The 19129-nt window shown below is 65.6% G+C and carries 20 protein-coding genes; 15 read left to right on the forward strand and 5 right to left on the reverse strand.

Features of this window, described 5'->3' with window-relative positions; translation table 11 throughout:
* Nucleotides 1-190 precede the first annotated feature (190 nt).
* Genes ACQKOE_RS04430 through ACQKOE_RS04440 form a run of 3 tightly spaced genes read left to right on the forward strand, consistent with a single transcriptional unit; the run spans nucleotide 191 to nucleotide 1796 of the window.
* Nucleotides 191-817, forward strand: a complete 627-nt coding sequence (locus tag ACQKOE_RS04430; RefSeq protein ID WP_427511722.1) for a glutathione S-transferase family protein — start codon at nucleotides 191-193, stop codon at nucleotides 815-817.
* On the forward strand, nucleotides 814-1290 hold the full coding sequence (locus ACQKOE_RS04435; RefSeq protein WP_427511723.1) for a VOC family protein: 477 nt from the start codon (nucleotides 814-816) through the stop codon (nucleotides 1288-1290). The genes ACQKOE_RS04430 and ACQKOE_RS04435 overlap by 4 nt, the downstream gene beginning before the upstream one ends.
* A gap of 26 nt (nucleotides 1291-1316) precedes the next feature.
* The gene (locus tag ACQKOE_RS04440; RefSeq protein ID WP_427511724.1) at nucleotides 1317-1796 is read left to right on the forward strand and encodes an SRPBCC domain-containing protein; all 480 of its coding nucleotides are present in this window, start codon (nucleotides 1317-1319) and stop codon (nucleotides 1794-1796) included.
* Here ACQKOE_RS04440 and ACQKOE_RS04445 read toward each other — a convergent pair.
* Nucleotides 1763-2341 carry a J domain-containing protein gene (locus tag ACQKOE_RS04445; protein ID WP_427511725.1) on the reverse strand — a complete coding sequence of 193 codons (579 nt, stop codon included), beginning with the start codon at nucleotides 2339-2341 and terminating at the stop codon, nucleotides 1763-1765. The genes ACQKOE_RS04440 and ACQKOE_RS04445 overlap by 34 nt on opposite strands.
* Before the next feature lie 29 nt (nucleotides 2342-2370).
* On the opposite strand from ACQKOE_RS04445, the gene ACQKOE_RS04450 reads away from it, so the two are divergent.
* The 3 genes from ACQKOE_RS04450 to ACQKOE_RS04460 all read left to right on the forward strand — a co-directional run bounded on the left by ACQKOE_RS04450 (nucleotide 2371) and on the right by ACQKOE_RS04460 (nucleotide 4583).
* Nucleotides 2371-2652: a BolA family protein gene (locus ACQKOE_RS04450; RefSeq protein ID WP_427511726.1), complete on the forward strand. Its 282-nt coding sequence runs from the start codon at nucleotides 2371-2373 to the stop codon at nucleotides 2650-2652.
* Nucleotides 2653-2741: 89 nt separating this feature from the next.
* Nucleotides 2742-3557 (forward strand): SDR family NAD(P)-dependent oxidoreductase, encoded by an 816-nt coding sequence (locus ACQKOE_RS04455; protein ID WP_427511727.1) that lies wholly within the window; start codon nucleotides 2742-2744, stop codon nucleotides 3555-3557.
* Nucleotides 3558-3680: 123 nt separating this feature from the next.
* Nucleotides 3681-4583, forward strand: coding sequence for an alpha/beta fold hydrolase (locus ACQKOE_RS04460; protein WP_427511728.1), 903 nt, complete (start codon nucleotides 3681-3683; stop codon nucleotides 4581-4583).
* Here the strand turns inward: ACQKOE_RS04460 and ACQKOE_RS04465 are convergent.
* Nucleotides 4580-5671, reverse strand: a complete 1092-nt coding sequence (locus tag ACQKOE_RS04465) for a DUF2332 domain-containing protein (RefSeq protein ID WP_427511729.1) — start codon at nucleotides 5669-5671, stop codon at nucleotides 4580-4582. The two genes, ACQKOE_RS04460 and ACQKOE_RS04465, sit on opposite strands and share 4 nt — an antisense overlap.
* 50 nt (nucleotides 5672-5721) lie before the next feature.
* On the opposite strand from ACQKOE_RS04465, the gene hisG reads away from it, so the two are divergent.
* The 7 genes from hisG to ACQKOE_RS04500 all read left to right on the forward strand — a co-directional run bounded on the left by hisG (nucleotide 5722) and on the right by ACQKOE_RS04500 (nucleotide 13617).
* Nucleotides 5722-6378 (forward strand): ATP phosphoribosyltransferase, encoded by a 657-nt coding sequence (gene hisG / locus ACQKOE_RS04470; protein ID WP_427511730.1) that lies wholly within the window; start codon nucleotides 5722-5724, stop codon nucleotides 6376-6378.
* A complete protein-coding gene (gene hisD, locus ACQKOE_RS04475) occupies nucleotides 6378-7670 on the forward strand; it encodes a histidinol dehydrogenase (protein WP_427511731.1) in 1293 nt (430 codons plus the stop codon). The genes hisG and hisD overlap by 1 nt, the downstream gene beginning before the upstream one ends.
* Nucleotides 7667-8110: a transcription antitermination factor NusB gene (gene nusB / locus ACQKOE_RS04480; protein WP_427511732.1), complete on the forward strand. Its 444-nt coding sequence runs from the start codon at nucleotides 7667-7669 to the stop codon at nucleotides 8108-8110. Before hisD ends, nusB begins: the two co-directional genes overlap by 4 nt.
* Nucleotides 8111-8243: 133 nt before the next feature.
* Complete coding sequence (thiL, locus tag ACQKOE_RS04485) at nucleotides 8244-9110, forward strand: thiamine-phosphate kinase (RefSeq protein WP_427511733.1); 867 nt, start codon at nucleotides 8244-8246, stop codon at nucleotides 9108-9110.
* Nucleotides 9111-9236: 126 nt separating this feature from the next.
* Nucleotides 9237-11336: a sodium-translocating pyrophosphatase gene (locus tag ACQKOE_RS04490; RefSeq protein ID WP_427511734.1), complete on the forward strand. Its 2100-nt coding sequence runs from the start codon at nucleotides 9237-9239 to the stop codon at nucleotides 11334-11336.
* A 137-nt stretch (nucleotides 11337-11473) separates the two neighbouring features.
* The gene (locus ACQKOE_RS04495; protein ID WP_427511735.1) at nucleotides 11474-12364 is read left to right on the forward strand and encodes an acyl-CoA thioesterase; all 891 of its coding nucleotides are present in this window, start codon (nucleotides 11474-11476) and stop codon (nucleotides 12362-12364) included.
* A 65-nt stretch (nucleotides 12365-12429) separates the two neighbouring features.
* On the forward strand, nucleotides 12430-13617 hold the full coding sequence (locus tag ACQKOE_RS04500; RefSeq protein WP_427511736.1) for a serine hydrolase domain-containing protein: 1188 nt from the start codon (nucleotides 12430-12432) through the stop codon (nucleotides 13615-13617).
* A 151-nt stretch (nucleotides 13618-13768) separates the two neighbouring features.
* Here the strand turns inward: ACQKOE_RS04500 and ACQKOE_RS04505 are convergent, their stop codons facing one another.
* Entirely contained in the window at nucleotides 13769-14593 is an 825-nt protein-coding gene (locus ACQKOE_RS04505; RefSeq protein ID WP_427511737.1) for a TIGR00266 family protein, read from the reverse strand.
* Between the two features lie 36 nt (nucleotides 14594-14629).
* Entirely contained in the window at nucleotides 14630-16570 is a 1941-nt protein-coding gene (uvrC, locus tag ACQKOE_RS04510; protein WP_427511738.1) for an excinuclease ABC subunit UvrC, read from the reverse strand.
* A 158-nt stretch (nucleotides 16571-16728) separates the two neighbouring features.
* Here uvrC and ACQKOE_RS04515 point away from each other — a divergent pair, with 158 nt between their 5' ends.
* Together ACQKOE_RS04515 and ACQKOE_RS04520 are read left to right on the forward strand one after the other, a co-directional pair.
* Entirely contained in the window at nucleotides 16729-17469 is a 741-nt protein-coding gene (locus ACQKOE_RS04515) for an esterase/lipase family protein (RefSeq protein ID WP_427511739.1), read from the forward strand.
* The gene (locus ACQKOE_RS04520; protein ID WP_427511740.1) at nucleotides 17469-18413 is read left to right on the forward strand and encodes an alpha/beta hydrolase; all 945 of its coding nucleotides are present in this window, start codon (nucleotides 17469-17471) and stop codon (nucleotides 18411-18413) included. Before ACQKOE_RS04515 ends, ACQKOE_RS04520 begins: the two co-directional genes overlap by 1 nt.
* 66 nt (nucleotides 18414-18479) lie before the next feature.
* Here ACQKOE_RS04520 and ACQKOE_RS04525 read toward each other — a convergent pair whose 3' ends face one another.
* The gene (locus tag ACQKOE_RS04525) at nucleotides 18480-19061 is read right to left on the reverse strand and encodes a hypothetical protein (RefSeq protein WP_427511741.1); all 582 of its coding nucleotides are present in this window, start codon (nucleotides 19059-19061) and stop codon (nucleotides 18480-18482) included.
* Nucleotides 19062-19129 lie beyond the last annotated feature (68 nt).

The raw sequence follows: 19129 nt of genomic DNA on the forward strand, positions 1-19129 counted from the left end.
TGTCAGTGATTTCGTCTCTCCGCCTATACGCGCACAGGCGCGGCTGCAACTGCCTTTGCATGCAGGCGGCGGACAATTTCAACCGCGCGGTTAAGCCTCTGACGCCGCCTTTGCCCGCACTGACGCAAAGCGCTTGGCGCGGCGGCAGGGGGCGGTTCACTGTGTGCGGGACAAGCGCAGGGAGAATCGCATGGCGGCCTACACCTTCTTCACCAATCCGATGAGCCGCGGCCAGATCGCCCGCTGGGCCTTGCACGAAGCGGGTGCGGACTATGACCAGGTGCTGGTCGACTGGACCGCCAAGCCAGAGGCGTTCACCCGCGCCAATCCGATGGGCAAGGTCCCGACCCTGATCCACCACAGCCCGCAAGGTGACCGCGTGATTACCGAATGCGCGGCAATCTGCGCCTATCTGGCCGATATGCACGACGCCGCCGACCTGGACCCGAGCGAGTCCGAACTGGCCGACTATTACCGCTGGATGTTCTTTGCTGCTGGCCCCCTGGAACAAGCCATCGTGGGCCGATCCATGGGCTGGGTGGTTCCGAAGGAGCGCGAAGCCATGGTCGGGTTCGGCAGCCTGGAGCGCGTGCTGGACACGCTGGAAGGCCACTTTGCCGATCACGACCATGTCTGCGGCGCGCGTTTCACCATGGCCGACGTCTATGTCGGCAGCCAGGTCGACTGGGGCCTGACTTTCGGCTCTATTCCGCCCCGCGCCGCCTTCGTCGCCTATGCCGAACGGCTTCAGGCGCGCGCAGCTTACAAGGCGGCCAAGGCCATCGACCACGCCTTGATCGAGGAGAGCCGCAAATGACCGATGTCACGCTTTGTCTGTGGTACGACGGAACAGCGGAAGAAGCCGCTACCTTCTATGCCCGGACCTTTCCGGACAGCTCCGTCGATGCCGTCCACTACGCCCCGACGGATTTTCCCAGCGGCAAGAAAGGGGACCCGCTGACCGTGGAGTTCACCGTGCTTGGCGCCAAATGCATCGGCCTGAACGGCGGCCCGATCTTTCCCCATACCGAAGCGTTCAGCTTTCAGGTCGGGACCGACAGCCAGGAAGAAACGGACCGCTACTGGAATGCCATCGTGGGCAACGGCGGGAAAGAAAGCGCCTGCGGCTGGTGCAAGGACAAGTGGGGCGTGAACTGGCAGATCACACCGCACGTCCTGACCCAGGGCATGGCCGACCCCGATCCCGCCGTGCGCGAACGGGTGTTCACCGCCATGATGACCATGCACAAGATCGACCACGCCGCAATCGAAGCCGCGCGGGCCGGTTAGGCTTTCGGCGCAGGAAAGGAACCGCCATGCATGAACTTTCGGTAAGCACCACGATCCATGCCCCGCCGGCGCTGGTCTGGAACGTGCTGGTCAACCGCACCAACGAATGGTGGTGCCCCAAGCCCTGGCGCGCCGAAGTCGATTTCGGCGAGCGGCAGGCCGGGTGCGGCGTCCACACGGTGATGTACGGCCCCGATGGGGAAGAGCACCAGCATCCGGGCCTGCTGCTCGCCTGGGAGGAAGGGCGGCGCTTCGCCACGACGGACGCGATCCAGGGAGAGCTGGAGCCGAACCCTCCCTTCATGATCGGCATCTGGGAAATCGAGCCGGACGGCACCGGCACCCGCTACATCGCGCGGGCAAGGCACTGGAGCGAAGAAGCGATGAACCAGCACCGCGACATGGGCTTTGAAGAGGGCTGGAGCGCCTGCGCCGCGCAGCTTAAGGCGCTGTGCGAGAAGGAAGCGAACACTCAGGCAAATGCTGCGGCCTTGCGCAGCAGCTGATAGGCTTCGACCACCGATTGCAGGCGTTTTTCGCTCGACCGATCGCCGCCGTTGCGGTCGGGATGCAGGGCGTGGACCAGCTCGGTATAGCGCTTGCGCAAGGACCGCCGGTCTGCATCCAGTTCCAGCCCCAGCACGTCCAGCGCGCGGCGCTCTTCCGGGGTTACCGCGCGGCCGTCGCTGCGCTGCGCGGGTTTGCGCGAACGGGCGCGCGCGCTGATCGCTTCGAGCGGATCGGCAAAGTCGGCCCAGCGCGGTGCCGTGTCGATTCCCGCAGTGGGGGAAAAGGCGCGGGTCTGGCGGTCCCAGCCGTGGATCGGGTTTTGCGCGCGGACGATTTCCTCGGGCGTCATGCCTTCGAACCAGTCGTACCCGGCGTTGAATTCGCGCACGTGGTCCAGGCAGAACCAGCGGTAATCGCCGGGCCCGTCAAAGCTGGAGCCACGGGGTCCCGGCGCGCGAAACTCCCCGGGCTCGGGGCAACCCGGCCGTTCGCACCCGCGACCGCCGTTGCCGACGCGTCCATGGAAACGATCCTGCTTCATGCCTTCCACATGGCGATGGATCGGCTTAAATGGAAGCCATGACCGGAACTCTTGCCGCCGAAATCGAACGCCTGCTCGTTGCAGCCTTCGCCCCCACTCACCTGGCCGTGATCAACGACAGCGCCCGCCACAGCGGTCATGCCGGAGACGACGGTTCGGGCGAAAGCCACTTCACCGTGGAGATCGAAAGCGCCGCATTCGCCGGCGTTTCGCGGCTGGAACGGCAGCGCATGGTCAACCGCGCGCTGGGCGACATTCCGGGCCAGCGGGTCCATGCACTGGCCGTGAAGGCCAAGGCTCCGGGCGAATAAGCACGCACAGCGCCTGAATGGCTTTACAGGCCGCGCGCCTTCTGGTGGAATTCCGGCAACCAAGGAAAACCATCAGGAGAGGATAAGGCATGAGCGGACAGGCTGTTTGGATCACCGGAGCGTCTTCCGGCATCGGGGCCGCTCTGGCCCGCGCTTATGCGAAGCGCGGTTGCCGCCTGATCCTGTCCGGTCGCAACCAGGCTGCTCTTTCCGAAGTGGCGGCCCAGTGCGGCGGCGATCCGCTGATCCTGCCCTTCGACGCGGCGGACTTTGCCGCCGCCGTCGCCGCCGCGGACAAGGCCTGGGCGTGGAGCGGCGGGGTCGACGTGCTGGTCAACAATGCCGGGATCAGCCAGCGCTCGCTCGCCGTCGATACCGATTTTTCGGTCTATCAGAAGATGATCGACATCGACCTGCTCGGCCCGATCTGCCTGACCCAGGCCCTGCTCAAGCGCATGGTTGCGCGCAAGACCGGCCAGATCGTGATGATTTCCAGCCTGGCGGGCAAGGTCGGATCGCCGCTGCGCACCGCCTATTGCGCGGCCAAGCACGGCCTGATCGGCTATGCCGACGCGCTGCGCATCGAACTGGCCGGGCACGGCATTTCGGTGATCGGAGTGACGCCGGGTTCGATCCGCACTGACGTTTCGCGCAATGCCATCACCGCCGACGGCTCGACCCGCGGGGTCAGCGACGAAGCCATCGATACCGGGATCGATCCGGACGAATTCGCCGAACGGATGCTGGCCGCCATCGATGCGGGCGAGCGCGAAGTGGCGATTGCCGAACACGGCATGGAAAAGTGGATCGCCGAAGTCCGCCGCACGCCCGAAGAGATGTTCGACAAGATGATCGCCAATTTCCAGTCCGGCTATGCCGCCAAGATGGGTGTGGCCGAGCAGTAAATTCCTTCGTCACCCTGAACTTGTTTCAGGGTCCATCGTGCCGACAGCCCTCAGCGTGGAAGGCTGGATGGATGCTGAAACAAGTTCAGCATGACGGATCTTTGTTGTGGGGAGAGAAATCAAATGGCGCAAAACCGGATCAAGCTCGCCTCGGGCATCGAGCTGGACTATGTCGACGAAGGCCCGCGTGATGGCCCAACGTTGATCTTCCTGCATGGCTTTCCGGAAAGCCACCGCACCTGGCGCCACCAGATCGCGCACCTGAAAGACCGGTTCCGCTGCATCGCGCCGGACCAGCGCGGCTATCGCGGGTCGTCCAAGCCGCAGGACGTTGCCAGCTATACGCCCGACAAGTTGATCGGCGACGTGTTCCAGCTGGCCGACGCGCTGGGCATCGACAAGTTCACGATCGTGGGTCACGACTGGGGTGGCGCGATTGCCTGGGGCGTGGCTCTGACCGGGCAGATGAATGGCCGGGTCACCCGCGCGGTGATTGCCAATGCGCCCCATCCCATCGGTTTTTCGCGGCTGGTCTGGACCAACCGGCACCAGCGCGAATCGAGCCAGTACATGCGTACGTTCCGCGATACGGCGAACGATCAGCTGATCCGCGATCACGGCCTGGGCGGGATGCTGGCCAAGGCTTTTGAAGGCCGCTTGCAGACCGAAGACAAGATGGAGCCGGAAGAGCGCGCGCAATTGCTGCGGGACTGGGAAAACCGCGAGGCGGCCTTCGCCATGATCAACTGGTACCGCGCCAGCCCGCTCTATGTACCGGAACTGGACGAGCCTTATGAAATTCCCGCCGACCGCGCTCCGCCTGCCCTGCCCCCGCTCGCGATACCCACGCTGGTGATCTGGGCGCTGGACGACCATGCCCTGCCGCCGGAAAACCTGGAGGGGCTGGAGGAAATGGTTACCGACATGACCCTGGTGAAAGTGCCCGATTGCGGCCACTTCGTCCCCTGGGAAGCGCCGGGCGCCGTCAACGCCGCGCTGGACGCATTCCTCGCCCGGACCAGCTAGGCTTCGGCCGCACCCCATTCGATCCAGGCGCCGTGCGGATGGGCCCGCGCGGCCAGGACCGGCTCGGCCCCGCCCGGCCAAAAGCGCAGGCGCAGCTCGTGGTTGTGCACCACGCGGTTCGCTTCGAGCGAAATCCAGGCCAGCGGGCGCTCTGGGGTGGCCCTTGCCCCTGCCGCTTCCATGGCTGCGGTGATGCGGCGCTGCTGGTCTTCCGGCACATATTGCCAGACGATCGAATGCATCAACACGCGGGTGGTGCCCGGCTCTTGCGGACGGGCGAGTTCGGCCTCGACAAAGTCCGCCGCGTTCATCCGGACCAGATCGGGTGCGGCCCTGCGCGCTTCTGCAATCGCGGCTTCCATCCGCTCAAAGCGGACCGTGTGTTCCGGCCAGATATAGGCTTTCAGCCGCAGCGCCTGGGCCGGATCGGTCAGGTCGACCGGAGCGACATCGCAGCCTTTGGTGCGGACAATTTCGATATGGCGATCGGGCGGCGGCGGGCCTTTCCACTCCGGAGCAAAGCACATGGCCCCTGGCTCCGGCCCGACCTGAACCCCGCCCAGGTCATAATGATAGCGGTCCAGCATCAGGTTGATCCCGGCGCTGGAACCGATTTCCAGGCAGTCAAAGCGCGGCGGCAGGCCCTTGTCGGTCAGCCACAGCATGGCAGCGATGAAGTTTGAAGAACGCCCTGCCTCATTGGTCTGCGGCGGACCGTCCAGCCAAGGGAGCAAGTCCGCTTCGTGGGCGCGGATCGCGGCAGAGGCCAGAGCGGCGTCGTCAGTGCCTTCGCGGTTTTCGTAAATCGCCGCGAGGCCCGGCTCACTCCCCTTCAGATGGAGCGAGTGGATCCCGCCCGCAATCCGCAGCGGCAGGGCATCGGCCAGCGGAGCGCCGGTCCAGCCGCGAATGGCATCGAGCAGCGCCCCGCCCTCCCCGCGTTCCAGCAAGTCGCGGACGGCCTGAACTACCCGCGCGGTCACGGGCGCATTGGCGGCTGTGCAATAGGCGACCTGGTTGTCGAAAGCGGCAGTCACGATTCCAGGGCCGGTGGCACCGATTTCAGTAAACTGGAAATCCTCTGCCATGCCCCACACTCCTTGCCCTTTGCCCCTGCGCACCGTAAGGGCGGGCCGCTATGCTAAACGCGCTGACATTCGCCGTTCCCAAGGGCCGTATCCTCGAAGAGGCACTGCCGCTGATGGCCCGTGCCGGAGTAGTGCCGGAAGCGGGCTTTCACGACAAGCATAACCGCGCCCTGTCCTTCGCTTGCGAAGGCAGCGACATGCGCCTGATCCGCGTGCGCGCATTCGACGTGGCGACTTTCGTTGCCCACGGCGCAGCGCAGTGCGGGATCGTCGGTTCCGACGTCGTGGAAGAGTTCGCCTATCCGGACCTTTACGCCCCGGTCGACCTCGACATCGGCCATTGCCGCCTGTCGGTCGCCGAACCGGTCGGGCAGGCCGATACCAGCACCCATGTCAGCCACCTGCGCGTGGCCAGCAAATACCCCAGCCTGACCCGCCGCCATTTTGAGCAGCAGGGCGTCCAGGCCGAAGTGGTCAAGCTGAACGGCGCAATGGAACTGGCGCCGGGCCTGGGCCTGGCCAGCCGCATCGTCGACCTTGTCTCGACCGGCAAGACGCTGAAGGACAACGGCCTGGTCGAAACCAGCACGATCCTGCAGATTTCCGCGCGCCTGATCGTCAACCGCGCCGCGCTGAAAACCGACGAGCGGGTCGCCGCCCTGGTCGAGCGGTTCCGCGCGCTGGTCTCCGAGGCGAAGGCAGCCTGATGTTGCGGCTCAACACCCGCGATCCGGGCTTTGCGCAAGCGTTCAAGCGCCTCGTCAGCGACCGCCGCGAAAGCGGGGACGATCTGGCCCGCGATGTCGAAGTCATCATCAGCGACGTAAAGAACCGGGGCGATGCAGCCCTGGCCGACATGACCGCGCGGTGGGACGGGCACAACCTGTCCAGCGATGCCGACTGGAGCTATTCCGCCGATCAATGCCGCGAGGCGTTCGACGCGCTGCAGCCCGACCTGCGCGCCGCGCTGGAACTGGCCGCCGCGCGCATCCGTGCGTTCCACGAAAGGCAGCTGCCCGCAGGCCGTGACGAGACGGACGAGCTGGGCGTGCGCATGGGCGCTGTCTGGCGCGCGGTCGATGCCGCAGGGCTTTACGTACCGGGTGGCCGCGCGGCCTATCCCTCCTCGCTGCTGATGAACGCGATCCCGGCGAAGGTTGCGGGGGTTGAGCGACTGGTCGTCGTCACCCCGACGCCTAGGGGTCAGGTCAACCCGCTGGTCCTCGCCGCCGCGCATCTGGCCGGAGTGGACGAGGTGTGGCGCATTGGCGGCGCGCAGGCGATTGCCGCGCTGGCTTACGGCACGCAGCGGATCAAGCCGGTCGACGTCATCACCGGCCCCGGCAATGCCTGGGTGGCAGAGGCAAAGCGCCAGCTTTACGGCGTGGTCGGGATCGACATGGTTGCCGGTCCGAGCGAGATCCTGCTGATCGCCGATGGCCAGAACGATCCCGAATGGACCGCCGCCGACCTGCTCAGCCAGGCCGAGCACGATCCCTCAGCCCAATCCATCCTGATCACGGACGACCCGGTCTTTGCCGACAGCGTGGCCGACCGCATCGGCGTGGAACTGGCCATGCTGCCGACCGCGCGGGTCGCGTCGGAAAGCTGGAACACCCACGGCACGATCATCGAAGTCGCCAGCCTGGACGAAGCGCCTGCCCTGGCCAATGCCCTGGCGGCGGAGCACGTCCAGATCGCGACCGACGATCCGGAAGGCCTGTTCCGCCAGATCCGCCACGCCGGGTCGGTCTTCCTTGGCCGTATGACCCCCGAAGCGGTGGGCGACTATGTTGCCGGACCCAACCACGTTCTCCCCACTGGCCGCCGCGCGCGGTTTTCGTCCGGGCTTTCCGTGCTGGATTTCATGAAGCGCACCAGCTTCATCCAGCTTGATGAAACCGCCCTCAAGGCCATCGGGCCAGCCGCCATCGCGCTGGCCGATGCCGAAGGACTGACCGCGCACGCCCGCTCGATCGAAGTAAGGCTTGGAATATGAAGGCCCGTTCAAAAGCCCGCGCCGCCGCGCGGCTCGCAGCCGTCCAGGCGCTTTACCAGATCGACATGGAAGGCACGCCGCTCGCGCCCCTGCTCGATGAATTTCACCGCCACCGCCTCGGCGCGGAGATCGAGGGCGACCAGTACGCCCAGGCCGAAGTCGCCTTCTTCGACGACGTGGTGAAAGGCGCCGATGCTCGCCGCGACGAACTGGACGAACTGCTTTCGGGCAAACTGGCCGAAGGCTGGCGGCTGGAGCGGCTCGACAAGACCATGCTCCAGATCCTGCGCGCGGGAGCCTGGGAATTGCTTGCCCGCGCCGACATTCCGACCGCCACGGTGATCAGCGAATATGTCGACGTGGCCCACGCCTTCTTCGAAGCGCGCGAGGCCAAGTTCGTGAACGGCGTGCTGGATTCCGTCGCCAAGGCGGTGCGCTAGTCGCTGTCACGACATCTCTTGATCGTCACCCTGAACTTGGTTCAGGGTCCATCGCGCCGCACGTCCCTTGGGGCTGATCGGCAAAATGGATGCTGAAACAAGTTCAGCATGACGGAGTAGGTTCAGGCGCTTCATGACCAGCGAATCCGCCTTCATCGCCGCGCTGCGGGCCATTGCCAGCGATCCTGCGGCGCGGGGCCTGGCCGATGATTGCGCTGTGCTGGAATTCGGCGGCGAGGCGCTGGTCCTGACCCATGACAGCATGGTCGAGGGCGTCCATTTCCTGACTGGCCAGAGTGCTGATGACGTCGCCTGGAAACTGGTGGCCAGCAACATGTCCGACCTGGCCGCCAAGGGTGCGGAGCCGCTGGGCGTGCTGCTGTCCTATCAGCTTGGGGCCGACGATGCCGCTTTCCTGCGCGGGCTTGAAGCGGCCCTTGCCCATTACGGCGCGGCCCTGCTCGGCGGGGATACCGTCTCGGCCAAGGGCGCGCGAACTTTCGGTCTAACCGCGATTGGCCGGGCCACCCATCGCCCGGTTCCCGCGCGCAGCGGAGCGCGGCCCGGAGACAAGGTCTGGATCACCGGCCCGGTCGGCGCCGCCATGCTCGGGCTGGAGGCCTTGCAGGGCGGCCAGGGCGATTCAGCGCTCTATCGCCGCGGGCAGGCGCGACTGGCCGAGGGACGGGCGCTTGCCCCGCTGGTCCATGCGATGATGGACGTGTCGGACGGAGTCCTGCTGGATGCCCGCCGCATGGCCGAAGCCTCCGGCGTGACCATCGCGCTGGACCGCATGGCCGTGCCCATCGCCACGGACGAAAGCCGCCGGGACGAGGCCCTGACCTGGGGCGAGGATTACGAACTGCTGTTCACTGCCCCCGCCAGCGCCGCCCTGCCGGTCCCCGCCCATTGCATTGGCGAAGTGATGGAACGCGGCCCCGAACCTCTGCTGCTCGACGGCGCGCCCCCTTCCGGAAAGCTGGGTTACGAGCATAATTGACCGCGCCAGACCGCGCGGTTTTCCTGCGTTGCAAAGAAGCGAATCGGCCCTATACCTTTGCGTTCTTACTGCCGGGCAGAAAGCCTTGCGGAAGTTTTGGGAAACGGAAAAAAGGGGGAACGGCGCGTGAATCTTGTCACGATCGCAATTCTGCTGGGACTGCTGGCCATCGTCTATGGCTTCGTCACCAGCCGCCAGGTGCTTGGGGCACCGGCAGGCAATGAAAAGATGCAGGAAATCGCCGCCGCCATTCAGGAAGGCGCGCAAGCCTACCTGAAGCGGCAATATACCACCATCGCGGTTGTCGGCGTGGTCGTTGCGGTGATCATCGCCGTAACGCTGGGCCGCATTTCCGCGACCGGCTTTGTGCTGGGCGCAGTGCTTTCGGGCGTCGCGGGCTTCATCGGGATGAACATCTCGGTCCGCTCCAACGTCCGCACCGCTGCCGCTGCGCAGAACGGCTTGCAGGCTGGCCTCACCCTCGCGTTCCGCGCCGGTGCCATCACCGGGATGCTCGTGGCAGGCCTCGCCCTGCTCGCCATCGCGGTGTTCTATTGGTACCTGACCGGTCCGGCAGGCTACACGGTCGGCGGTGAAGACCGCACGGTGGTGGACGGCCTGGTCGCCCTGGCCTTCGGCGCTTCGCTGATCTCGATCTTCGCGCGTCTGGGCGGCGGGATCTTCACAAAGGCTGCCGACGTCGGCGCCGACCTGGTCGGCAAGGTCGAGGCTGGCATTCCGGAAGACGATCCCCGCAACCCGGCCGTTATCGCCGACAACGTGGGCGACAACGTGGGCGACTGCGCCGGCATGGCTGCCGACCTGTTCGAAACCTATGTCGTCACCGTCGGCGCAACCATGGTGCTGACCGCCCTGCTGCTCAAGGGCGCGGGCGATCTGCTCCAGCCGCTCATGGCCCTGCCGCTGCTGATCGGCGGCGTCTGCATCGTCACTTCGATCATCGGCACCTACTTCGTGAAGCTGGGTTCGTCGAACAACGTGATGGGCGCGATGTACAAGGGCTTCCTGGTCTCTGCCGTGCTGGCCATTCCGGCCATCTGGTGGGCGACCGGCCACGCGCTGGGCGGCATGGAAAACGTCATTCCGGGCACCGAATACACTGGCCGCGCGCTGTTCTATTGCTCGCTGCTGGGCCTGGTCATCACCGGCCTGATCATCTGGATCACCGAATACTACACCGGCACCAGCTATCGCCCGGTGAAGTCGATCGCCAAGGCTTCGGAAACCGGCCACGGCACCAACGTGATCCAGGGCCTGGCCATCAGCCTTGAATCGACCGCCCTGCCGACCCTCGTGATCGTGGCAGGCATCATCGTCGCGCACCAGCTGGCGGGCCTGATCGGGATTGCCTATGCGGCAACCGCGATGCTGGCTCTGGCCGGGATGGTCGTGGCGCTCGACGCTTACGGTCCGGTCACCGACAATGCGGGCGGCATCGCCGAAATGGCCGGTCTGGACGACAGCGTCCGCGAAAAGACCGACCTGCTCGACGCCGTGGGCAACACCACCAAGGCCGTGACCAAGGGCTATGCCATCGGTTCCGCCGGCCTTGCCGCGCTGGTGCTGTTCGCTGCCTATACCACCGACCTTCGGGAATTCTTCCCCGACCTGTCGGTGAACTTCAGCCTTGAAAACCCCTATGTCATCGTCGGCCTGCTGCTGGGGGCGCTGCTGCCCTACCTGTTCGGGGCCATGGGGATGACTGCGGTGGGCCGCGCTGCGGGTGACGTGGTGATCGACGTGCGCGATCAGTTCCGCGCCAACCCCGGCATCATGACCTATGAAAGCAAGCCGGACTATGCCCGGACCGTGGACCTGGTGACCAAGGCGGCGATCAAGGAAATGATCATCCCGTCGCTGCTGCCGGTCCTCGCCCCGATCGTGGTCTACTTCGTGATCGCCGCAGTCGCCGGCCAGGAAAACGGCTTTGCCGCCCTGGGCGCCCTGCTGCTGGGCGTGATCGTCGGCGGCCTGTTCGTTGCCCTCTCGATGACCTCAGGCGGCGGCGCATGGGACAATGCGAAGAAGTACATCGAAGACGGCCACCACGGCGGCAAGGGCAGCGAAGCCCACAAGGCTGCCGTGACCGGGGACACCGTTGGCGATCCTTACAAGGACACCGCGGGTCCGGCCGTGAACCCGATGATCAAGATCACCAACATCGTGGCGCTGCTCCTGCTCGCCGCACTGGCTGCCGGTCACTAAGACTGGGATCCGACCAAAGAACTGGCCCCGTCCGGAGCGATCCGGGCGGGGTTTTTCTTGGACTATCGCCTGCACTAAATTCAGTTGCTTCCTGCGACCTATTGACAGGCATGGCCCTGCCCGCAAAGGCGGATGCCATGGAAGAGGAACACACACCCGAACGTCTGGTCGCCGGACTGGTCAAGCTGCTTGAAGTCAAGGACCAGGGCGAGGATCAATTTCTGGGCCGCGAAAAGCGCGGCGGAATTGGCCGCGTGTTTGGCGGACAGGTCATTGCCCAGGCGCTTCACGCAGCCGAACTGACCGTCGATCCGTCGCGCCCCGCGCATTCGCTCCACGCCTATTTCCTGCGCGGCGGCAGTGAAGGTGTTGAGGTCGACTACAAGGTCGAGCGCGATTTCGATGGTGGTTCGTTCTCCAACCGCCGGGTCGTGGCCAGCCAGCAGGGCCGCCCGATCCTGAACCTGACCGCGAGTTTCCAGAAGCACGAGGAAGGCCTGCACCACGTCGATGCGGAAATGCCCGATGTGCCGCCGCCCGAGGAACTGGAAGCCGAAGTGGACGTACGCCGCCGCTATGCCGAACAGGCCCGGCCGGAAGTGCGGCATCATTTCCTTGAGCCGCGCCCGGTGGAAATGCGCGCGGTCGAAGGGCGGCACTGGATGAACCCGGCACCGGCCGCGCCGCAATCGCATTCCTGGTTCAAGACCGTCGCGCCCTTGCCCGACGATCCGCGCGTCCACCGCGCCATCCTGGCCTATGCCAGCGACATGAGCCTGCTGGGCACCTGCGCCCTGCCCCACGGCCTCAGCTGGGCACGCGGCGAAGTGATCAGTGCCAGCCTAGACCACGCGGTCTGGTTCCATGAACCCTTCCGGGTCGACGAATGGCTGCTCTATGCCACCGACAGCCCGTGGAGCGGATATGGCCGCGGCTTCAACCGGGGACGCATCTTCAGCCGCGATGGCCGCCTGGTCGCCACGGTCGCGCAGGAAGGGATGATCCGCAAGGTCGTGCCCAAGGGCTGATCCGCGACCTCTTGCCCTTGGCGCGCGCCGCGTTAGGCTGCGCTGAAAAAGGGGGAGAGGAAACCATGAAGAAGCGTTCCATTGCGCTCGCCGCGATTGCTGCCGTGCTGGTGGCAGGCGGCGGCTACTATGCCAGCCTGGACAAGGAAACGCGCGGACTGCTGGCAGCCATGCCGACCGACCGCGACGTGCTGATGTGGAAACAGGACCAGCGCGACGCGGCCTTTCGCGCAATGGACCGCTTGCCGATACTGGCCAAGGCCAGCACGATCGCTCCCGCAGCCCAGCCCTTGCCCCTGCCGCAGGGCCAGCCGCTGAACATTCCGGGGGTCGAGCAATACATGGCCGGACAACGTTCCGCTGGGATCGTCATCCTGCAAGACGGCAAGGTCCGGTTCGAACGCTATGGCCTGGACTTCGACGCCACGGGCCGCTGGACCAGCTTTTCGGTCGCCAAGTCGTTCACCTCCACGCTGGTCGGCGCTGCGATCCAGGATGGCTATATCAAGAGCCTGGATGACAAGGTGAGCCAGTACATCCCCGGCCTGCGCGGCTCGGCCTATGACGATGTCTCGATCCGCCAGCTCCTGACCATGAGTTCCGGGGTAAGGTGGAACGAGGACTACGAAGATCCCAATTCGGACGTTGCCCGCTTCAACAATGCCAAGCCGGAACCCGGAATGGACGCGACGGTCAGCTATATGCGCAAGCTGCCGCGCGCGCACCCGCCGGGCGAGGTGTGGCATTACAACACCGGCGAAACGAACCTGATCGGCGTGCTGGTATCCTCGGCCACGAAGAAGCCGCTGGCGCAGTATCTGCAGGAAAAGGTCTGGCAACCGGCGGGCATGGAATCCCCGGCGACCTGGCTGCTGGGCGCCAGCGGGCATGAAATCGCCGGCTGCTGCATCCAGGCGACGACGCGCGATTATGCGCGGTTCGGCCTGTTCGTGCTGGGCGGCGGGGTAGCAGGCGGCAAGCAGATCGTGCCGCCCGACTGGTTCGCCCAGGCGACCGTGAAGCAGAAGGACATCGGCGATCCGGGCCACGGCTATGGCTATCAATGGTGGACCTATGACGACGGCTCGGTCGCGGCGCAGGGCATCTTCGGCCAGGGCATCTTCATCGACCCCAAGCGCAAGCTGGTGATCGCCAGCAACGCCAACTGGACCCGCGCCACCAAGGGACCGGAACCGGAAGCGCGCGAGGCTTTCTACAAGCAGGTCCAGGCTTTGATCGACGCGGGGAAATGACGGGTTGATAATCAGCCGCCGCTCACCCTGAGCTTGTCGAAGGGTCTCTGCCGCAACCTGGCTTCGACAGGCTCAGCCTGAGCGGGGTTTGTGTATTCGCCCCAACGGGCAGGCTGACGGGGCCGTCCCACAGGACAGCCCCGCGCCCTTATCAATCGCCGTCGAGCAGGTTGCCCAGCTGGCCAAGCACGGAACCCTCGCCCCGGTTCTGGCCGCCACCGCCTGCGGCAGCGAGCATCCGTCCGGCCAAGCGTGCAAACGGTAGCGACTGGATCCACACCTTGCCCGGACCGCGCAGGCGGGCGAAAAACAGGCCTTCACCGCCGAACAGCATCGACTTCACCCCGCCGACGGTCTGGATGTCGAATTCCACATCGGGCGTCATTGCCGCGATGCAGCCGGTATCGACGTGCAGTTCCTCCCCGGGCTTCAGTTCCCGCTCGACAATGGTGCCGCCCATCTGGACGAAGACCCAGCCATCGCCGGTCAGGCGCTGCATGATGAAGCCTTCGCCGCCGAACAGGCCGGTCAGGATGCGGCGCTGGAAATGGATGCCGATTTCCACGCCGCGCGCCGCAGCCAGGAAGCTGTCCTTCTGGCAGATCAGGCCGCCGCCAATGTCGCTCAGCTTGATCGGCAGGATCGCTCCCGGAACCGGAGCGGAAAACGCTACGCGCGCCTTGCCCTGGCCCTGGTGGGTATAGACGGTGGTGAACAGGCTTTCTCCCGTCACCAGCCGCTTGCCCGCGCCCAGCAGCTTGCCCATGAAGCCGCCCTCGCTGCCGCGTCCGTCACCGAACACGGTGTTCATCTGGACCGAGGCGTCCTTCCACACCATGGCCCCGGCTTCGGCCACGGCGCTTTCGCCGGGATCAAGTTCGATCTCGAGGAACTGCAGCTCCTGACCCTTGATCTCAAAGTCGATATCGTCAGCAATGCCCGGATTGCGGCTGTGCTGGCTCCACGGACTCGTCATGTATTTACGCTCCTAATCAAACGGCTGAGTTCGTCCCTATCCGCCCGGATGGTAGAAATCGTAAACCGTTTGCGCAACCGCCGCGCTCACGCCGGGCGCGCGTTGCAGATCGTCGAGCGAGGCGGCGCGGACCTTGCTGGCCGTGCCGAAGTGGAGCAGCAGCGCCCGCTTGCGTGCCGGGCCGATGCCGGGAATCTCATCCAGCGGACTGGCCGAAATCGCGCGGCTGCGCTTTTCCCGGTGGGCGCCGATGGCAAAGCGGTGCACTTCATCGCGCAGGCGCTGCAAGTGGAACAGCAGCGGCGAATTGACCGGAAGCATCTTTTCCCGGCCATCGGGGAAATGGAACACCTCGCGCCCTTCGCGCCCGTGGTGAGGACCCTTGGCAATGGCGATCAGGGGAACGTCTTCGATCCCCAGGTCTTCCAGAGTGTCGCGGGCAGCGCTCATCTGGCCCTTGCCACCGTCGATCAGGACGAGGTCGGGCCACATCCCGCCGTCGCGGTCAGGGTCTTCCTCCTGCACCCGGGCAAAGCGGCGCTGGAACACCTCTCGCATCATGGCAAAGTCGTCATTGGTCTGGGCGGTCTTGATGTTCCACTTGCGGTACTGGCCCTTCACGAAGCCTTCCGGTCCGGCCACGATCATCGCGCCCAGGGCATTGGCGCCCTGGATATGGCTGTTGTCGTAGACCTCGATCCGCTGGGGCGGTTCGGGCAGTTCCAGGAATTCCGCCAGTTCGCGGTTGAGCCGCGCCTTGGTCCCGCTTTCGGCGAGCCGCCGTTCCAGTGCCTCCACCGCATTGCGGCTGGCCTGTTCGATCAGGCGGCGGCGGTCCCCGCGTTGTGGAACAGAGATTTCCACCTTGCCGCCCGCCCCTTCGCGGAAGGCCTCGGCCAGCAGGTCCGCCTCGGGCAAGTCACGGTCAACCAGTATGCAGCGAGGCGGCGGCACTTCCTCGTAAAACTGGGCGAGGAAACTGGTGAGCACCTCCTCGGCAGTCAGCCCCTCGGTATGACCGGGGAAGAAGGCGCGGTGCCCCCAGTTCTGCCCGCCCCGGATGAAGAACGCCTGCACGCCGATGTGCCCGCCCTTCTCTGCCATGGCAAAGATATCGGCATTGCCCAGCCCCTCGGCATTGATCGCCTGGCTGCCCTGGATGAAGGTTGCCGCGCGCAGCCGGTCGCGCAGCATGGCGGCGCGTTCGAAGTCCAGGCTTTCCGCCGCCTCGGTCATCTGCGCTTCGATCTTGCGCTGCACCGCGCTGGACTTGCCGCCCAGAAAGTCCTTCGCCTCGCCCACCAGTTCGGCATAGCCCGCCGCATCGATCCGGCCGACGCAGGGGGCCGAACAGCGCTTGATCTGATAAAGCAGGCAGGGCCGGTCGCGCCGGGCAAAGAAGCTGTCGGTGCAGGATCGCAGCAGGAACAGCTTTTGCAGTGCGTTGATCGTGGTGTTGACCGACCCGGCGCTGGCAAAGGGGCCATAGTAATTGCCCTTCGCCTTGCGCGCGCCGCGGTGCTTCATGATCCGGGGAAAGTCGTGTTCCGCCCGCAGCAGGATGAAGGGAAAGCTTTTGTCGTCGCGCAGCAGCACGTTGTAGGCCGGGCGATAGCGCTTGATCAGCTGCGCTTCGAGCAGCAGCGCCTCGGCCTCGGAATTGGTGGTGACGATCACCATGGAGCGGGTCTGCGCAACCATCCGCTTCAGCCGCAGCGGCAGGCGATCAACCTGGATATAATTGGCCACCCGGTTCTTCAGCGCGCGGGCCTTGCCCACGTAAAGCACTTCGCCCCGGGCATCGAGCATCCGGTAGACGCCCGGCTTGGGCTTCAGCGTGGCGTGGACTTCGCGGATCGCGGCGACGCCAGCCTCCAGGTCCGGCTGGCTGCCCTTGATCGTATAGGCCGCGCGCTCCTCGTTGAAACGCTCGGCGCCTCTCGGGTCGGGCGGGGATCCTGCGGGAGTACGGGCCATGGGGACCAGATAGGCGCTCTGCCGCCACGAAAAAAGGCGCGAGTTGACGGCAATCCCCGGTGTGTTAGCCTTTCTGCGTAAAGCAACAAGGACTTGATCCCATCACTCTCGCCGCCAGCATCCGGGCTGAGACCACGCCCCGCCCACCGAATGGACTGATGCTGTTGGCAGAGGGGCGCTTTCTGCTGGAACGCGCGGCGTTTCGCCGGGCGCGTCGCCGCCTCGCCACACTCCCGCGCGGCGACGGCCATCCCGTGCTGGTCTTTCCGGGGTTCTGCGCTTCGGACCATTCAACCGCAAACCTGCGGGCCGTGCTGGGCGATCTTGGCTATCAGACGCATGGCTGGGGCCTTGGCCGCAACCTGCGCGTCGATCTGGAGCGGGTCGAGCAGATGCAGCGCCTTGTCCAGGACCTGGCCCAGCGCACCGGGCGCAAGGTTTCGCTCATCGGGTGGAGCCTGGGCGGGATTTTCGCCCGCGAACTGGCCAAGCTCGATCCGGGCCCGGTGCGCCAGGTGATAACGCTGGGCAGCCCGATCCGCGACGACCGCCGCCACACCAACGCCTCGCGCCTGTTCGAACTGGTCAATGGCAAGGAGCCGGAGGTACTGGGCCAGGGCCGCTTCAGCGGGCTTGACCGCGCACCGCCCGTGCCGACCACCGCGATCCTTTCGCGCAGCGATGGCATCGTCCACCCCAACGGGTCCATCCAGCGCGCGGACAGCGGCCATGAGCGGACCGAAAACATCGTGGTGCGCGGCAGTCACCTGGGACTGGTTCACAACCCCGCCGCGACCATTGCCATTGCCGACCGGCTTTGCCAGCCTGACGGGCATTGGCAGCCGTTCGTTCCCCCTTCATCCCATCGCCGGATGTTTCCACCACAGGAATTGCCTTGATGTCCACGCTTCACCTGGTCGACCCCACCCTGCTCCCCCTGCTCGAACTGATGCCGGGAACGGGTTTCACCGCAGAGAACCTGCCCGCGATCCGCGAGCAATCGGAACAGCGCTTTGCCTTCCTGGGCGAACCGGCGATCCAGCCCGAAGTGAAGGTGATCGAGGGCCCGGGCGGACCGCTGGAAATCTATTGGTACGATCCTGCCCCGGGCCAGACCGGGCGCGCCGCGCTGCTCCATATCCATGGCGGGGGCATGGTGATCGGATCGGCCAGCTCGATGCGGCATGGTCCGGCGGGCATGGCGGCGGCGCTGGGCATTCCGGTGGCTTCGGTGGAATATCGCCTCGCCCCGGAACACCCCTTCCCCGCCCCGCAGGAGGATTGCCTGGCTGGCCTGAAATGGCTTGCCGAGAATGCTGCGGAACTGGGCGTGGATGCCGCGCGGATCGGAATCATCGGTGAAAGCGCGGGCGGCGGTCTGGCCGCTGCGACGGCGCTGATGACGCGCGATCAGGGCGGTCCTGTGCTTGCCGCGCAGTTCCTGACCTTTCCGATGCTGGATCACCGCACCGGCAGCGAGGATTGTCCCTATGCCAATCCCGCGACCGGCGAATTCGTCTGGACCCGGCAGAGCAACCGCTTTGGCTGGAGCGCCTTGCAGGGTGGCTATGCCCCGACCGATCACCGCAAGGGCTGGTTCTCGCCCAGCCTGGCCGACGATCTGGCTGGCCTGCCGCCAACGTGGATCGGCACGGGCAGCCTCGACCTGTTTCTGGACGAGAACCTGGACTATGCGCGCCGCCTGATCGGCGCGGGCGTACCGGTGGAGCTGCATTCCTATCCCGGCGCGATCCATGCGTTCCAGGCCATTGCCGACAGCCACCTTGCCCAGTCGTTCAACCGCGACTTGCTGAGCGCCGTGGCGCGCTGGCTGAAGGTTTAACCTGGCCGCCTAAAAAAACGGCCCGGGTCAACGAACCCGGGCCGCCTTGCTTGAACAACGGGCGGCTTAGAAACCGCGCACGCCGTCGATGTCGATATCGACCACCCGGCCGCGCTCGACCCGGCACTTGAACGAACCGGAATCGTATCCGCGCATCGACTGGTTCCAACCGCGGTAGTCGCCGCCCCAGCCATTGCCGTAATAGCCATCGCCTCGGCGCCAATCGCCCCGGCGGGTATCGACCGCGATGCGGCCCCGGACCTCATAGCCATAGCGGGTATCGCGAACCTGACGAATATCGGTCACGTCGGCGCGCCCATAGCGCGAGCTGGCCTGGCGTTCGGCGGCATAGACGCACTGTTCGACGGCCTGGCGCGGATTGCCGCGATAGCGGTCGCCATAGCCATAGCCGGCGCGGTCATAGCGATAGTCGCTGTCGCGATAGTATCCCCGGTCGTTGTTCCTGCCGGCAGAGGCGATTGCAGCGATCCCGCCGATAATCAGCGCACCGGCAATCACGTCACCAGCGCTGATCCCGCCGCGGTCGCGGTCATGATCGCGATACTGCGCAAACGCCGGGGTCGCCGAAGAGATCGCCATCGCGCCAGCCGCGATGGTCCCGACCAGAGCTTTGGACATAATCTTCATGGCATTTCGTCCTTCATTGGGCCGAACGGATTGTCCGGCAATGAGGATGGTCTAGGCCGATTCGCGTG

Source organism: Novosphingobium sp. NPDC080210 (genome assembly GCF_050281025.1).
Lineage (GTDB): Bacteria > Pseudomonadota > Alphaproteobacteria > Sphingomonadales > Sphingomonadaceae > Novosphingobium.

Coding starts and splice junctions, on each gene's coding strand:
- thiL (WP_427511733.1), top strand. CDS start 8,244: ATGACCAGCGAATCCGCCTTCATCGCCGCGCTGCGGGCCATTGCCAGC.
- ACQKOE_RS04460 (WP_427511728.1), top strand. CDS start 3,681: ATGGCGCAAAACCGGATCAAGCTCGCCTCGGGCATCGAGCTGGACTAT.
- ACQKOE_RS04505 (WP_427511737.1), bottom strand. CDS start 14,593: ATGACGAGTCCGTGGAGCCAGCACAGCCGCAATCCGGGCATTGCTGAC.
- ACQKOE_RS04500 (WP_427511736.1), top strand. CDS start 12,430: ATGAAGAAGCGTTCCATTGCGCTCGCCGCGATTGCTGCCGTGCTGGTG.
- hisD (WP_427511731.1), top strand. CDS start 6,378: ATGTTGCGGCTCAACACCCGCGATCCGGGCTTTGCGCAAGCGTTCAAG.
- uvrC (WP_427511738.1), bottom strand. CDS start 16,570: ATGGCCCGTACTCCCGCAGGATCCCCGCCCGACCCGAGAGGCGCCGAG.
- ACQKOE_RS04430 (WP_427511722.1), top strand. CDS start 191: ATGGCGGCCTACACCTTCTTCACCAATCCGATGAGCCGCGGCCAGATC.
- ACQKOE_RS04450 (WP_427511726.1), top strand. CDS start 2,371: ATGGAAGCCATGACCGGAACTCTTGCCGCCGAAATCGAACGCCTGCTC.
- hisG (WP_427511730.1), top strand. CDS start 5,722: ATGCTAAACGCGCTGACATTCGCCGTTCCCAAGGGCCGTATCCTCGAA.
- ACQKOE_RS04525 (WP_427511741.1), bottom strand. CDS start 19,061: ATGAAGATTATGTCCAAAGCTCTGGTCGGGACCATCGCGGCTGGCGCG.
- ACQKOE_RS04465 (WP_427511729.1), bottom strand. CDS start 5,671: ATGGCAGAGGATTTCCAGTTTACTGAAATCGGTGCCACCGGCCCTGGA.
- ACQKOE_RS04445 (WP_427511725.1), bottom strand. CDS start 2,341: ATGAAGCAGGATCGTTTCCATGGACGCGTCGGCAACGGCGGTCGCGGG.
- nusB (WP_427511732.1), top strand. CDS start 7,667: ATGAAGGCCCGTTCAAAAGCCCGCGCCGCCGCGCGGCTCGCAGCCGTC.
- ACQKOE_RS04520 (WP_427511740.1), top strand. CDS start 17,469: ATGTCCACGCTTCACCTGGTCGACCCCACCCTGCTCCCCCTGCTCGAA.
- ACQKOE_RS04515 (WP_427511739.1), top strand. CDS start 16,729: ATGCTGTTGGCAGAGGGGCGCTTTCTGCTGGAACGCGCGGCGTTTCGC.
- ACQKOE_RS04495 (WP_427511735.1), top strand. CDS start 11,474: ATGGAAGAGGAACACACACCCGAACGTCTGGTCGCCGGACTGGTCAAG.
- ACQKOE_RS04440 (WP_427511724.1), top strand. CDS start 1,317: ATGCATGAACTTTCGGTAAGCACCACGATCCATGCCCCGCCGGCGCTG.
- ACQKOE_RS04455 (WP_427511727.1), top strand. CDS start 2,742: ATGAGCGGACAGGCTGTTTGGATCACCGGAGCGTCTTCCGGCATCGGG.
- ACQKOE_RS04435 (WP_427511723.1), top strand. CDS start 814: ATGACCGATGTCACGCTTTGTCTGTGGTACGACGGAACAGCGGAAGAA.